At 34.4% G+C, this 14,308-nt stretch carries 12 protein-coding genes; 6 read left to right on the forward strand and 6 right to left on the reverse strand.

Features of this window, described 5'->3' with window-relative positions; translation table 11 throughout:
- Positions 1 to 195: 195 nt before the first annotated feature.
- From A9G23_RS10555 to trmB, 3 genes are read right to left on the reverse strand one after another with little or no spacing between them, the layout of a single operon-like run.
- Positions 196 to 1,359, reverse strand: a complete 1,164-nt coding sequence (locus A9G23_RS10555; protein WP_176700617.1) for a histidine-type phosphatase — start codon at positions 1,357 to 1,359, stop codon at positions 196 to 198.
- Positions 1,356 to 2,081 carry an oxygen-insensitive NADPH nitroreductase gene (gene nfsA, locus A9G23_RS10560; RefSeq protein ID WP_065587574.1) on the reverse strand — a complete coding sequence of 242 codons (726 nt, stop codon included), beginning with the start codon at positions 2,079 to 2,081 and terminating at the stop codon, positions 1,356 to 1,358. The genes A9G23_RS10555 and nfsA overlap by 4 nt, the downstream gene beginning before the upstream one ends.
- 18 nt (positions 2,082 to 2,099) lie before the next feature.
- Positions 2,100 to 2,804, reverse strand: coding sequence for a tRNA (guanosine(46)-N7)-methyltransferase TrmB (gene trmB, locus A9G23_RS10565; RefSeq protein WP_065587575.1), 705 nt, complete (start codon positions 2,802 to 2,804; stop codon positions 2,100 to 2,102).
- Positions 2,805 to 3,057: 253 nt separating this feature from the next.
- Here trmB and A9G23_RS10570 point away from each other — a divergent pair, with 253 nt between their 5' ends.
- A complete protein-coding gene (locus tag A9G23_RS10570) occupies positions 3,058 to 4,005 on the forward strand; it encodes a ribose-phosphate pyrophosphokinase (RefSeq protein WP_065582387.1) in 948 nt (315 codons plus the stop codon).
- Between the two features lie 73 nt (positions 4,006 to 4,078).
- Complete coding sequence (pth, locus tag A9G23_RS10575) at positions 4,079 to 4,663, forward strand: aminoacyl-tRNA hydrolase (RefSeq protein WP_065587576.1); 585 nt, start codon at positions 4,079 to 4,081, stop codon at positions 4,661 to 4,663.
- 98 nt (positions 4,664 to 4,761) lie between these two features.
- Here pth and A9G23_RS10580 read toward each other — a convergent pair whose 3' ends face one another.
- Together A9G23_RS10580 and uxuA are read right to left on the reverse strand one after the other, a co-directional pair.
- Positions 4,762 to 5,193: a DUF3597 domain-containing protein gene (locus A9G23_RS10580; RefSeq protein WP_065587577.1), complete on the reverse strand. Its 432-nt coding sequence runs from the start codon at positions 5,191 to 5,193 to the stop codon at positions 4,762 to 4,764.
- Between the two features lie 334 nt (positions 5,194 to 5,527).
- Complete coding sequence (gene uxuA / locus A9G23_RS10585) at positions 5,528 to 6,709, reverse strand: mannonate dehydratase (protein WP_065587578.1); 1,182 nt, start codon at positions 6,707 to 6,709, stop codon at positions 5,528 to 5,530.
- A 510-nt stretch (positions 6,710 to 7,219) separates the two neighbouring features.
- Between uxuA and A9G23_RS10590 the strand changes: the two genes are divergently transcribed.
- The 3 genes from A9G23_RS10590 to A9G23_RS10600 are packed head-to-tail and all read left to right on the forward strand — an operon-like array spanning position 7,220 to position 11,445.
- Positions 7,220 to 8,695 carry a mannitol dehydrogenase family protein gene (locus tag A9G23_RS10590; RefSeq protein ID WP_442899735.1) on the forward strand — a complete coding sequence of 492 codons (1,476 nt, stop codon included), beginning with the start codon at positions 7,220 to 7,222 and terminating at the stop codon, positions 8,693 to 8,695.
- Positions 8,696 to 8,712: 17 nt separating this feature from the next.
- Positions 8,713 to 10,119, forward strand: a complete 1,407-nt coding sequence (gene uxaC / locus A9G23_RS10595; protein WP_065587580.1) for a glucuronate isomerase — start codon at positions 8,713 to 8,715, stop codon at positions 10,117 to 10,119.
- A gap of 45 nt (positions 10,120 to 10,164) precedes the next feature.
- The gene (locus A9G23_RS10600; protein ID WP_065587581.1) at positions 10,165 to 11,445 is read left to right on the forward strand and encodes an MFS transporter; all 1,281 of its coding nucleotides are present in this window, start codon (positions 10,165 to 10,167) and stop codon (positions 11,443 to 11,445) included.
- A gap of 159 nt (positions 11,446 to 11,604) precedes the next feature.
- On the opposite strand, the gene A9G23_RS10605 is transcribed toward A9G23_RS10600, so the two are convergent.
- On the reverse strand, positions 11,605 to 12,366 hold the full coding sequence (locus tag A9G23_RS10605) for an FCD domain-containing protein (protein ID WP_065587582.1): 762 nt from the start codon (positions 12,364 to 12,366) through the stop codon (positions 11,605 to 11,607).
- Positions 12,367 to 12,809: 443 nt separating this feature from the next.
- On the opposite strand from A9G23_RS10605, the gene gntP reads away from it, so the two are divergent.
- On the forward strand, positions 12,810 to 14,153 hold the full coding sequence (gene gntP, locus A9G23_RS10610; protein WP_065587583.1) for a gluconate permease GntP: 1,344 nt from the start codon (positions 12,810 to 12,812) through the stop codon (positions 14,151 to 14,153).
- Positions 14,154 to 14,308 lie beyond the last annotated feature (155 nt).

Genomic DNA, 14,308 nt, shown 5'->3' on the forward strand with positions numbered 1-14,308 from the left:
ACCTTATTTTCGATAAATATCAATCATTAATCTTTAAGGTTATTCATCATAAAACAGAAAATTTATACTCAACCAAATATCTCACTGAAGCTTTTTTCAAAGGATTTTTTAAATAATATTCTCCTCACTTTTTATCAGTATTAGTTTATTCAACTCCAGCTTTAAATAGGAAGAATTGGATAATCTGCTTGCTCATTATTTAGTTTTTATGGGTTTTATTCGTTTCTCAAAATCTGACCACACATAATAACCATCACTATTAACAGAAGCGTTTTTCAAATGAAGTTGATAATGTTGTGGCGGGTTATTGGCATCAAGCGCTTGTCCGTTATGGAGTTGTTCAAAACTCTGATAAATATATTCGGTTTTAAAAAAGTATTCACCCGTTATTATGTGACGAAAACGCTGTAAAGCGACTTTTCCTCCAATTGGAGTTGTTTCAAATTGATTTGGTAGTTGATAGTCTTTAAAGTCTAAGGCGCCAAGTAATGCTGCAATAGTACTATCGTGCCCAACAAGTAAATTTACTTTATTATCTTGTTGCATAAGATCGTTTATCATGTTGATAAGAAGTGCAGCAGAATGTTTGGCAAGTGTTTTAGAATGGAAAACTAAATTAATATATTGATTACGAATCGAGATAAGTTGTTGCCACTGTTTTTGGTTAGTGAGTCTTCCCCATGCGATTTGTTCTGATGGAAAGGCTGAATAGTATTGTAATAAGAAAGCGTCAACGGCAGAAATCCCTATTGCCAAAGGTCCAAGCAGTACCGGTTCTTCGTGTTTCTTAAAATAGAGTTCTGATGGAATATCGGCTAAATTACATTGATATTCGGCATATAATTTCGAACGCTTATAATCTAAAATATCGGAAAGGATTTCATAAGCTGGTGCTAGATTTTTAAAGATGTTGGCCGCTTTGTCAGCTTCATCAATATCACGCAATACGGCATGTTTAAATTCGGGTGAATCGTCTTGTAAACTAGGATCGAAGATAGGATCCATATTTTCAATGGGATATTTATGATGTATAGGAATATCATACCCAGCAAAGGCACCTGTTGTCAGGAATTGAGCTGTTGCAACTGTTCTTTGCAGGCTGTTAGCATACACAAACAATTCAGTGTTATGTGTTGATAATTTTATATTGTGCTTTTCAAGCCAAGTTGATAAATAGCGACCAAAATAGACTTCTAATATTCCACCACGAGTAGTTAAATAACCATATGGATAATCCCATTTGGGCCATTTAAAGGGGGTGATTTTTTCTAAAAACTGCAAAGTGTTTTGTAATGGTGTGCGAATCCCATGACGGCTAAGTATAATGACTTTATCTAATTGGTAATGGTTATTTTTCATTTGGTGATCCATCCTTGTTTGTGCAAATAATTGAGAATAAAATCGCGTTGCTCGTTATTGATTGTATTAGCAATTTTATCACTCCAACCTCCGGATTTCTGATTAGTACTACGGGTTTCATAGTAATTATCCATTTGAGCATCATATTTTTTCAAAATGGCAGGATCAATTGGTTGATAGTGGTTTTCAAAAAACACTAGCTCTTTTGGTAATCTTGGTTTGAGTTCTGGATGATGATCGGGGTAGCCAAGACAAAGCCCAAAAAGTGGAAGAACGTATTTGGGTAAATCGAGTAATTTCGTTACTTTGTCAAGATGATTGCGCAATCCGCCAATATACACAGCACCAAGCCCTAAGGATTCAGCTGCAGTCACAGCATTTTGAGCCATAATTGCTGTATCAACACAGCCCAATAATAGCTGTTCCGCTTTGCCAAGATTAAGTTTTGGTTCAATTTGATAATGGCGATTAAAATCGGCGCAAAACACCCAAAATTCAGGTGCTTGACTAACATACTTTTGATCGCCCGCATAATGGGCCAGTATTTCTCGCTTGTTGGGGTCTGTAATACGAATAATGGTCGAACATTGAATCAAATTAGAACTAGAAGCCGACTGTGCTGCGTTAACAATTAAATCTATTTGCTCTTGAGTTAAGTTAGTTGCTTTATAAGTACGAATAGAGCGATGCCGACAAAGTAGATCGATCGTTTCATTTTGCATAGTGGCTCCTTAGCATCATTATTTATTTACAAATTGGAGATCCCAAACACCATGACCTAAATTTTGACCCCGTTTTTCAAATTTGGTAATTGGTCTATCAGCGGGTCTTGGAATGTAGTTACCACTTGGTGATAAGTTTTCAAAACCTTCTGCTTGGGTTAAAACCTCTAACATATGTTCTGCATAATGTTGCCAATCCGTTGCTAGGTGCAAAATACCGCCCAATTTTAATTTTTGCCGAATCAACTGTACAAATTGGGGTTGAATAATGCGACGTTTGTTATGCCTTGCTTTATGCCAAGGATCAGGGAAAAAAATTTGCACTTTGTCCAGCGAATGATCTGGGATCATATTTTCTAATACTTCAACAGCATCATGGCACATCACGTTTAAGTTTGATAATTGGTTTTCTTCAATCGCCATTAAACAAGCACCAACCCCAGGTTTGTGTACTTCAATTCCTAAAAAATTTTTATCAGGTGTATTTTTGGCCATTTCAATTAATGAGGACCCCATACCAAATCCAATTTCTAGAATAGCCGGTTTGTTAGCTTCAAAACAAATAGGTGCATTTGCATCATATTCAATACCAAATACAGGCCATAAATTTATTAATGCTTGTTCTTGTCCTTTTGTTAAACGACCTTGTCGCAAAACAAAACTACGAATGGTTCTTTTAGATTTGATATTTTCATTATCTGAGTTTAATTGTTCGTTCATCACGTTATCTACTTTGGTTGTGGAATTTATTAAAGCTAATTGATGGTTTGTTTGCTAGTTTACTCGATTTTGAGTTCACTGCAAAAGCATCTTATGATCGAATTTTTTTAATTAATGATTTCTAAAAATATATCAAATATTTTTGATATATTTTTATATTGTGGTTGAGCATGATAGATAAATGATTATATAATTATAGCCCCGATTTAACCGATTACGAATTAAGTAATCATGAATACATGCTTGAGGATTTCTCGTGCCTGATATGAAGCTTTTTGCTGGTAATGCCACACCCGAACTAGCAAAGCGTATAGCTAATCGTCTTTATACTTCTCTTGGTGACATTGTTGTAAGCCGTTTTAGTGATGGTGAAGTTAATGTCCAAATCAATGAAAATGTCCGTGGTGAAGATGTTTTTATTATACAATCAACTTGTGCTCCAACCAATGATAATTTAATGGAATTACTGGTTATGATTGATGCAATGCGTCGTGCATCTGCTGGTCGTATTACTGCTGTTATTCCTTATTTTGGTTATGCTAGACAAGATCGACGAGTTCGTTCGGCTCGTGTACCTATTACCGCTAAAGTTGTTGCAGATTTTTTATCAACAGTGGGTGTTGATAGGGTATTAACCGTTGATCTTCATGCAGAACAAATTCAAGGTTTTTTTGATGTGCCTGTCGATAACGTATTTGGTAGCCCAGTTATTTTAGAAGATATGTTGCAACGTGAGTTTGAACGTCCGATTGTGGTATCTCCAGATATTGGTGGTGTGGTGCGCGCTCGAGCAATAGCTAAACTACTTAATGATACTGATATGGCAATTATTGATAAACGCCGTCAGCGTGCAAATGAAGCTGAAGTGATGAATATTATTGGTGATGTTGCTGATAGAGATTGTATCTTAGTTGATGATATGATTGATACAGCAGGAACACTTTGTAAAGCAGCCGACGCTTTAAAAGCGCGAGGTGCAAAAAGAGTGTTTGCTTATGCAACGCATCCAATTTTTTCAGGTAAAGCAGTGAGTAACATTAAAAGCTGTGCTATTGATGAAATTGTTGTTTGTGACACAATTCCATTAACGGCTGAAGTAAAAGCATTGAAAAATGTTCGCCAATTAACGTTATCTGGTATGCTTGCTGAAGCAATTCGTCGAATCAGTAATGAAGAATCGATTTCAGCTATGTTCCATCAATAATCTATTTTATCATTGAGTTAAATGCTCCTTTTGGGGCATTTTTCACAATAAAATCAGTGACAATAAAAATATTATGACAACGATAAAACTGGTAGTAGGACTTGCCAATCCCGGAAATGAATATGCAGCAACGCGCCACAACGCAGGTGCATGGTTTGTTGAACAATTGGCTCAGCGTTATAATCAATCATTAAAAAATGAACAAAAATTTTGGGGTTACACATCACGTATCAACATTTTTGGTCATGATGTGCGTTTATTAGTTCCAACTACTTTTATGAATTTAAGTGGTAAAGCAGTGCAAGCTATGGCGTCATTTTACCAAATAAAACCAGAAGAAATATTAATTGCACATGATGAGCTCGACTTGAATCCAGGTATAGCTAAACTTAAGTTTGGTGGTAGTCATGGTGGACATAATGGGCTAAAAGATATTGCCAGCAAATTGGGTAATAATTTAAATTTTTATCGATTAAGGATTGGTATTGGTCACCCCGGAGATAAAAATAAAGTGGTGGGTTATGTCTTAAACAAACCATCTAAATCTGAACAAGAATTAATCGATAAAGCCATTGATGAATCTGTACGTTGTACTGATATATTATTGTCTGAAGGGATAGAAGTTGCGATGAACAAATTACATGCCTTTAAAGCTTAGTTTCATTGTTTAATAACGTAAAAATCAATAAATGTCTGCTTTAATTAAAAAAATCCACCTAAAACATTAGATGGATTTAATTGCCTTAACACGTTCTTTTAAGAAAAAAGATGAGTTACATTACCGCCTTTTTCTGCAATTTTTTTCAACACTTCTTTGATTAACCATGTATTCATTGCTGCAGTATCATCAGTATTGCCGGTATAGTTCAGTTCTTTTGCTAAATTTTTTCGTGCATCTAAACTGCTATCCATACCTAATAATTTCAATAGATCGACGATAGATGTTTTCCAATTGAGTGTTTCAGGATGCTTTTTAGCTAAATTATCAAGGATAGAGGTGACGTCAACATTCGATGCGGATGTGTTTTGTTCTACCTTTTCTTGAACTTTCTCTGAACTATTTGATACCGTATCTTTGACAGATGCAGTAATATTTTCAACTTTATCTTTCACTGCTTCAACAGTATTATCTACTGTTGCTTTAGCACTAGGAAATACTTTAGAAAAAATATTATTTAAAATACCCATATTACACCTCTTTAATTTTAAACTGCTTTAAAAAAGACTGCTTAATGATATAGATGTAGAAAAACAAAACTAATATAACGTTTAAAAGGATTGAATGTCAAAATAGTTATGCTATTAATAATAGCATCTTGTGTATTATGACACAATGTTTACCAAAATAGTTAATCAATTCTTATGAAATACTCTTCTAATATTAAGTAAATTGATTGCAATCGAACAAAGGATTATTCATCTGTGAATTTATAATATTTTTATGTAAAAATGCCCTTAAAAGGGCATGGAGATTGTTAGGATTAGTGGCTGTAATAATTATAATTTATTGAACTGATTTCAACTAATTAAAAAAAGCGCGAAGGATTGCATATTCAATACCGCGAATTTCAGCTAAACCTCGCAAGCGACCTATAGCTGAGTAACCCGGATTGGTTTTTTTCTTCAAATCATCTAGCATTTGATGTCCGTGATCTGGGCGAACAGGAATAGGGCGTTTGATTCCGGTCTTTTTACGCCGTTGTTCTTCGGTAATCAGTGCTTTCATTACAGCATACATGTCAACATCACCAGCTAAATGGTCGCCTTCATGAAAAGATAGTGGATTTTCTTCTCGAACTGTTGCTCTTAAGTGAATAAAATGAACACGATCAGCAAATTTTTCTGCCATTGTAGTCAAATCATTGTCATTACGAACACCATAAGAGCCTGTACAAAAACAAAAACCATTATGAATACTGTCAACGGTATCTTTAATCCATTGCATATCTTCGACAGTTGAAACTATACGTGGTAGGCCTAAAATTGGTCTAGGAGGATCATCGGGATGTACCGTTAATAACACACCAACTTTTTCAGCAACAGGTACAATAGCTTTTAAAAAATAGGCATAATTTTCACGTAATTTTGCTTTATCAATACCATCATAGGTTGCAAGATGTGTCCTAAATTGATCAAGAGAATAACCTTCTTCAGCACCCGGTAAACCAGCAATAATATTTGCAATAAGTTTGTTTTTCTCTGCTTGCGTCATTTTTTCAAAGTAAGCTTTCGCTAAAGCTATATCTTCTATTGAGTAATCTTTTTCTGCATTAGGCCTTTGTAATATATAGATATCAAATGCTGCAAAAGCGGTTTGGTCAAAACGCAATGCTTTTGAGCCATCAGGTAACTCGTAGGCAAGATCAGTACGAGTCCAATCTAAAACTGGCATAAAATTGTAACAAACAGTATCAATGCCACAAGCCGCTAAATTACGAATTGATTGTTGGTAATTGGCGATATGTTGCAGAACGTTTCCAGTGTGGGTTTTGATTTCTTCATGAACAGGAATACTTTCTACTACAGACCATGTTAATCCTTTTTCTTCAATAATATTTTTTCGTTTTTGAATTTCTTCAAGGCTCCAAACTTCTCCATTGGGAATATGGTGTAAAGCTGTAACAATTCCAGTTGCTCCTGCTTGCTTTATATCATCTAATGATACTGGATCATTGGGCCCAAACCAACGCATCGTTTGTTCCATAAACATCTCCCTAACGATTTCATGTATTTGTTTTTCTAAAATAAAAAAGACCTATAAACAATGCTGATTATTTATTGCCTATTGATTAATAATGTTAACTGGAATTATATCAAATAGATAACCATCAAAATTTGGATTTTTACTATTAGAAATTATCATTAATGCTTGTAAAATTTTTCTTGATTATCAAGTCATTTTGAATAACTCGATTTAATTTCCAATTATTTGATAAAGACCATTAAACTCGCCTTTTATTTAATAAATACTATGAATCATAGCATTTCACAGAATATTTAATGTTAGTGTTTTGTGGTTTAAATTATACATTTAAATTGGAATACCAATATTAATGTCAGAATATTAGCATTGTCAACATTAAATAGAAATAAACCAATTTTAGTGATATTGATCACAATTAAATCAAAATAATAGTGAAAATTTATTTTTTAAATGGAAATATATCTAACCAATAGATAAATATATCATTAAACTTTAAATTTGAATGGTGATATAAGTATGCTAAAAATTTCAGCTTTACCTCAATTTATAAAAAACCGCCCAACATATGATAGGAAAGAGATAGTTTCTAGAATTGTCCATTTAGGATTTGGTGCTTTTCATCGCGCTCATCAAGCTTTGTTTATAGACCGATTATTAAATACAGGGAAAAGTGATTGGGCTATTTGTGAGGTAAATATTGTTGGTGGTGAACGGTTAATTGAAGATCTTCGTAAGCAAGATCATCTCTATACTGTTTTAGAAAAAGGTGCGCAATCGGAAGAAGCTTTTGTTATTGGGAGTGTTAAAGAATCACTATTAGTACCGATTGATGGTATGGAAGCTATTTTAGAAAAGATGGCCAGTCCTGTAATTGAAATAGTTTCACTCACTATCACTGAAAAAGGTTATTGTATGTTACCGGGCGGAGTCGGATTGGATCTTAATAATACTTTAATTCAATCCGATCTTGTTAATCCAGTGCAACCAGTGTCAGCACCAGGTGTTATTGTGGAAGCACTTTATCGAAGGATGCAACGAGGCCTGAAATCTTTTACCGCTTTGTCGTGCGATAATATTCCCAAAAATGGTGTAGTTTTAAAAAAAGCAATTTTAGATTTAGCCAAAGCGCGCGATCCTCAACTAGCTCAATGGATTGAATGTAACACAACTTTTCCGTGCACAATGGTCGATCGGATTGTACCTGCCGCGACAGCAGAAACTTTAATAGAAATTGAGAGGGTATTAGGAGGGATGGTTGATCCCTGTGGTATTGCTTGTGAGCCATTTATCCAGTGGATCATTGAAGATGATTTTGTAACAAATCGACCAAATTGGAACGAAGTCGGTGCAGAATTTGTTAAAGATGTTGTACCTTACGAAGAAATGAAGCTGCGTATGTTAAACGGAAGCCATTCGTTTTTAGCATATTTAGGCTATCTAGCCGGTTATCAGCATATCAATGACTGTATGAATGATGCAAGCTATAAAAAAGCCACTTATCAATTAATGATAGCACAACAAGCTCCCACTCTTCATGTTCCATCACATGTTAACTTACTAGAATATGCAAACAAGCTTATTGAACGATTTAGTAATCCATCATTAAAACATCAAACATGGCAAATTGCGATGGATGGAACTCAAAAACTTCCACAAAGATTGCTTGATTCAATTCGCTGGCATATAAAAAACAACTCTGATTTTTCATTGCTTGCACTCGGTGTTGCAGGGTGGATGCGTTATGTCAGTGGTATTGATGATAACCACCAGCCAATAGACGTGCGAGACCCAATGTCTCAGCAGTTACAAACACTCGTTGAAGCTAGCGCAGATGGAATAGAACGAGTCAATTGTTTATTAAAACTCGAGATTATTTTTGGTGCTGATTTGCCGAACAATTCTCAATTTAGAGAGCAAGTCACAACACACTATCTTACGTTAATGCAAAAAGGGGCAAAACAAACGATCCAAGAACTAATAATCTAAAATTAGGATGAAAAAGAATGAAAACATTTTTAGATGACAATTTTTTATTGCAAAGTGAAGCGGCTCAAAGGCTCTATTTTGATTATGCAGAAGGACAGCCAATATATGATTATCATTGCCATTTACCACCTAAAGATATAGCTGAAGATAAAAATTTTCGTAATTTGGCCGAAATTTGGCTAGCAGGTGATCATTATAAATGGCGAGTACTGCGTACAGCTGGTGTTGATGAAAAGTTTATTACTGGCGATGCGTCTGATTATGACAAATATCTCATTTGGGCTAAAGTTGTGCCATTAACACTTGGTAATCCAATTTATCATTGGACACATTTAGAGTTGCGTCGCCCATTTGGAATCAAAAACACGCTTTTTAATGAACAAACAGCGGATAAGATTTGGCATCAGGTTAATGAACAGTTGGCTACCCCAGAATTTTCAACTCGTGGAATCTTAACTCAAATGAAAGTCAATACGGTGGGAACAACTGATGACCCAATTGATTCATTGGAATATCATAAAAAAATCAGCTTAGATACGACTTTTAAAACAAAAGTAACGCCAAGTTGGCGACCCGACAAAGTATTTAAAATTGAATTACCAAATTTTGCTGATTATATCTTGCAATTAGGTAATATTACCGATATTGAAATTAATTCCTTTGAAAAATTACTCTCTGCATTAACTAAAAGGCTAGATTATTTTGAACTTCATGGCTGTGAAGCATCGGATCATGGTATAGAAATATTAAGGTATGCTGATATTCCAACCGAAAGAAAGCTTAACGAAATACTCATTAACCGTTTAAATAATCATGAAATTTCTGAATTAGAAATCGCCCAATTTAGTACAGCAATTCTTATTTGGCTTGGACAGCAATATCACAAACGTAATTGGGTTATGCAGTTACATTTGGGCGCTTTACGCAATAATAATCAACGGATGTTCAAAATTTTGGGGCCTGATGCTGGTTTTGACTCAATTGGTGATAGGCCTATTGCTGAACCACTATCTGCGTTTCTGAGTATTTTAGATCTGACAGGCCAATTACCTAAAACGATTCTATATTGTTTAAATCCTCGTGATAATGAAGTGTTAGCAACTATGGCAGGCAATTTTCAAGGCTCTGGTATTGCTGGCAAAATCCAATTTGGTTCAGGTTGGTGGTTCAATGACCAAAAAGATGGTATGGAGCGCCAACTAATGCAGCTTTCACAAATGGGATTGTTAAGTCAATTTGTCGGAATGTTAACAGACTCGCGTAGTTTCTTATCGTTTACGAGGCATGAATATTTTAGGCGCATCCTCTGCAATATGGTTGGTCATTGGATGGAAAATGGTGAAATTCCAGCTGATTTTAATCTGGTAGGGACAATGATTAGTGATATTTGTTTTAACAATGCCAATCGTTATTTTCCTAAGTAATAACAAAACTAGTTAACTTTCAATATGATTATAAAAGGAAAAATGATGAAAACAATAAAACATTTTCGATGGTATATGATATTGCTTGTTTGTGTTATCACAATTGTCAATTACCTTGATAGAACTGCATTAGGCATAGCTGCGCCGACAATTTTGGATGCGACAGGTATATCGAAAGAACAATATTCGTGGGTAGTAAGCACATTTCAATTAGCTTATACCATTGGTCAACCAATTATAGGTTTCTTTATTGATACCATCGGGTTAAGACTTGGGTTTGCTATTTGCGCTATTATTTGGGGACTAGCTACTATGGGACATGCTTTAACTGGCACATGGCAAGGATTAGCTTTTATGCGTGGAATCATGGGTTTTAGTGAAGCTTCAGCGATACCAGTTGGCATCAAAACAGCTTCAATCTGGTTCCCTGCAAAAGAGAGGGGGATTGCTGCTGGTATATTTAATATGGGAACTTCTTTTGGTGCTATGTTGGCTCCTCCTTTAATTGCTTGGTGTATTTTATTCCAAGGTTGGCAATTTGCGTTTGTTGTTTCTGGCTCTCTGGCTCTAATTGCCGCTATAATTTGGTTTATTTTTTATCGTGACCCTAATGATGCCAAAAAACTAACTGCTAAGGAAAGAGAATATATAGAAGCAGGGAAAGAAGATCATTTAGAAATAAATAACAAAGAAAAAGTTTCTTTTATGACAATTATTACTCAACGTAACTTTTGGGGTATTGGTATTGCACGTTTTCTGGCAGATCCAGCATGGGGAACCATCAACTTTTGGGTGCCTATCTTTTTTGTAGAAACCCTGCATTTTAGTTTAAAAGAAATTGCGATGTTTGTTTGGCTACCTTTTTTAATGGCTGATTTGGGGTGTTTAGCTAGTGGTTTTGTTGCTAAATTTTTTAATGATAGAGGTTTTTCTTTAATCAATTCAAGACTTATCACATTTACCATTGGTGCTATTCTTATGATGACTATTGGATTTGTAAGTATTGTTGAGGATCCTTATCTTGCTGTATTTTTAATTAGTCTTGGCGGGTTTTCTCATCAGTTACTCTCAACTGTCGCTTCAACACTTGGTGGTGATTTATTTAAGAAAAATCAGGTCGCAACAGTGGTCGGAATGGCTGGAGCATGTGCATGGTCAGGTCAGTTAAGTTTTAATTTATTTATTGGAGCATTTGTGGGGCTTATCGGTTTTGGTCCATTTTTTATTGCGTTAGCTTTTTTTGATGTAATAGGTGCAATGATTTTATGGATTTTTATTAGAGAAAATAAAACTCAGCCCACCAACTTTCAATTAGAGACAAATTAGCTATCTGCCCCCTGTATTTTTAAACTGACAAAAACAATGCTTGAACTGCATTTGTCAGTTTTTTTATCAATTTGCTGCTTTATTTTTTACTAACAATTTCTATGGTGAGATTTAATTAACTTGTTTAAAGAGGAAATTTACAAACAATGTTGATATTTGCTACGGGTTAACAATGGTAACCGGAATAGAATCAAATAAATAACCATCAAAGTTAGGATCTTCACTATCTGAAACAGTCATTAATGTTTGTTTAACATTTTCTAGATGTTGCCACATAGCTTGTCGTGCGCCTTTTGCATCTTTTACTTGCAGAGCTTGTAATATTTTTTCATGATCATCAAGCCATTTTTTTCGGTAACTATTATCGGTAATACGATTATGAAGTTGATTCCACATTTTGCTAGCATGGCGTTTTTGCCACAAGTCTTTTAGTAAATCTTCTAATACGGCATTTTTGGTAGCCTTTGCTATCGTAATATGAAACATTTCATCTGCACTATAGTCATCAAGCACACCCTTTTCTAATATCTGCCGTTCTTGTTCTAAGATAGACCTGAGTTTTATTATATCTGCTTTCACTATCTGAGAGGCGGCAAATGCTGCAATATTACTCTCAATTAATTGCCTTGCTTGTAAGAGTTCAAAAGGTCCAAAATCATTTTCTTCTATTTGCTTATCCTGCTCAGATAACGATGCATTTGGTAAACCAATTACATAAACACCCGATCCTTTTTTTACTGTAACTAAATTTTCAAGTTCTAGCATTATTAATGCTTCACGTACTATTGTACGACTTACGCTAAATGTTTCTGCAATATCTCTTTCAGGTGGTAATCGATCGCCAATTTTATAAGTACCATTTTTTAACAAAAACTTTAGTTCGTTACCAATTTCTTGATAAAGACGACTAGATGATTGCATTTGATTGTCCTTTATTTAATAAACACTATTAATTAATAAGATAAATTATACGCTAGTTATCTCGTTTAGTAGAATATTTAATGTCCCAGCCTCGATAATTACACAATCAAATTGGCATGCCTATTTGAGTATCACAATAGGAATATTTCCTATGAAATAAAAATAAACCATTTTTGGTGATTATGATCACAATTTTATCAAAATAATAGTGAAAATTTATTTTATCAATGGAAATATGTTGAGCCAATAAATGAATATTGTCATAAAACTTTAAAAATGAATGGTGATATAAGTCTGCTACAAATTCACGGTTAAAGAACCGATAACTAAATATTATCAATCATGCACAAAATTGATGATAAGCAAACTGTTAATAATTATTTTTTACCAAATTAATGCTTACCCAATAACAAAAAATATAAATAAAATAGGAGCTATGATTCATGGAATTTTTAAATATTCTTTGGGTTATCCTTGGAATAGGATTAATGTTACTTTTAAACATTCGCTTTAGAATAAATTCAATGATTGCATTATTAGCAGCGGCGATATTTGTTGGTTTGATGGCTAAAATGGATTTATTGAGTATCCTTAAAACGATTAAATCAGGATTTGGTGGTACGCTTGGTGAACTTGCTATTATTGTCGTATTTGGCGCAGTGATTGGTAAATTAATGGCTGATTCTGGCGCTGCTCATCAAATTGCTCAAACCTTGTTAAAAAGGCTAGGAATCAAATATGTAAAATTAGCAATTATTATTATGGGGCTTATATTTGGTCTTGCGATGTTTTATGAAGCAGCATTTATAATATTGGCTCCATTAGTCATTGCATTAGCCAAAGAGGCTAGGATTCCATTTTTGAAATTAGCGATACCTGGAATTGCGGCGGCAACAACAGCTCACTCGTTGTTGCCGCCACAGCCGGGGCCTGTTGCGCTTGTTAATGCTTATGGTGCTGACATGGGAATGGTTTATATTTATGGATTAATCATCGCAATTCCTTCAGTAATCGGTGCAGGGATAATTCTTCCAAAATTTCTCAGTAATTTAGATAGACCCACACCTCAATTTTTGCAATCTGAAACACCTGTTGATGAAAATAATCTTCCTTCATTTTTTACATCAATCACCGTTCCTTTGATTCCTGCTTATATTATGATTGTAACGACGATTGCAAATATCGGATTAGATAAAGAAACAACCGTTTACTCTGTTCTCAATTTTATTGGTTCATCCCAAATTGCCATGTTTATTGCGATGATTGCTGCATTTATATTATTTGGGAAAAAACTTAATCATTCAATGGAATGGATTATGCATTCTTTTGATAATGCGGTAAAAGGCATTGCCATGGTAGTATTAATTATTGGCGCAGGAGGTGCACTAAAACAGATTATCATTGATACTGGAATTGGTGATGTTATTGGTCAATTAATGTCAACAAGGGGAATATCGCCTTATATCATGGCATGGTTAATTACTGTATTAATTCGTTTAGCTACAGGACAAGGCGTTGTCTCAGCGATGACAGCTGCGGGAATTATTGGGGCCGCAGTTATTGATCGCACTACTGGATTTGTGAATGGCGTGAATCCAGCCTTACTTGTGCTGGCAACTGCTGCAGGTTCTAATACGTTGACTCATATCAATGATGCTTCTTTCTGGTTATTTAAAGGTTACTTTGATTTATCGATCAAAGATACTTTAAAAACATGGGGTTTATTAGAACTAGTCAATTCAATTGTTGGTTTAATTACTGTGCTCATTATAAGTATCATTGCTTAATAATACTGTTTTTCAAAAAGATTAACTGTTATATGTTGAAGTTAATCTTTTTTATTATTTCTGATGAAATTTCAATTCATAATCAGTTATATATTTTTATCTATTTTCTTTAACTGAAGTTTTGAACATCATTATAGTAAAGAAATTTTTATCAA

This window comes from Gilliamella sp. App4-10 (assembly GCF_001690495.1).
Classification (GTDB): domain Bacteria; phylum Pseudomonadota; class Gammaproteobacteria; order Enterobacterales; family Orbaceae; genus Gilliamella; species Gilliamella apicola_G.

What these genes read in the sequence shown, in the direction of transcription:
- A9G23_RS10555 (WP_176700617.1), bottom strand. Translation starts at nt 1,359, where the DNA reads ATGAAAAATAACCATTACCAATTAGATAAAGTCATTATACTTAGCCGT.
- nfsA (WP_065587574.1), bottom strand. Translation starts at nt 2,081, where the DNA reads ATGCAAAATGAAACGATCGATCTACTTTGTCGGCATCGCTCTATTCGT.
- pth (WP_065587576.1), top strand. Translation starts at nt 4,079, where the DNA reads ATGACAACGATAAAACTGGTAGTAGGACTTGCCAATCCCGGAAATGAA.
- A9G23_RS10580 (WP_065587577.1), bottom strand. Translation starts at nt 5,193, where the DNA reads ATGGGTATTTTAAATAATATTTTTTCTAAAGTATTTCCTAGTGCTAAA.
- uxuA (WP_065587578.1), bottom strand. Translation starts at nt 6,709, where the DNA reads ATGGAACAAACGATGCGTTGGTTTGGGCCCAATGATCCAGTATCATTA.
- uxaC (WP_065587580.1), top strand. Translation starts at nt 8,713, where the DNA reads ATGAAAACATTTTTAGATGACAATTTTTTATTGCAAAGTGAAGCGGCT.
- A9G23_RS10600 (WP_065587581.1), top strand. Translation starts at nt 10,165, where the DNA reads ATGAAAACAATAAAACATTTTCGATGGTATATGATATTGCTTGTTTGT.
- A9G23_RS10605 (WP_065587582.1), bottom strand. Translation starts at nt 12,366, where the DNA reads ATGCAATCATCTAGTCGTCTTTATCAAGAAATTGGTAACGAACTAAAG.
- gntP (WP_065587583.1), top strand. Translation starts at nt 12,810, where the DNA reads ATGGAATTTTTAAATATTCTTTGGGTTATCCTTGGAATAGGATTAATG.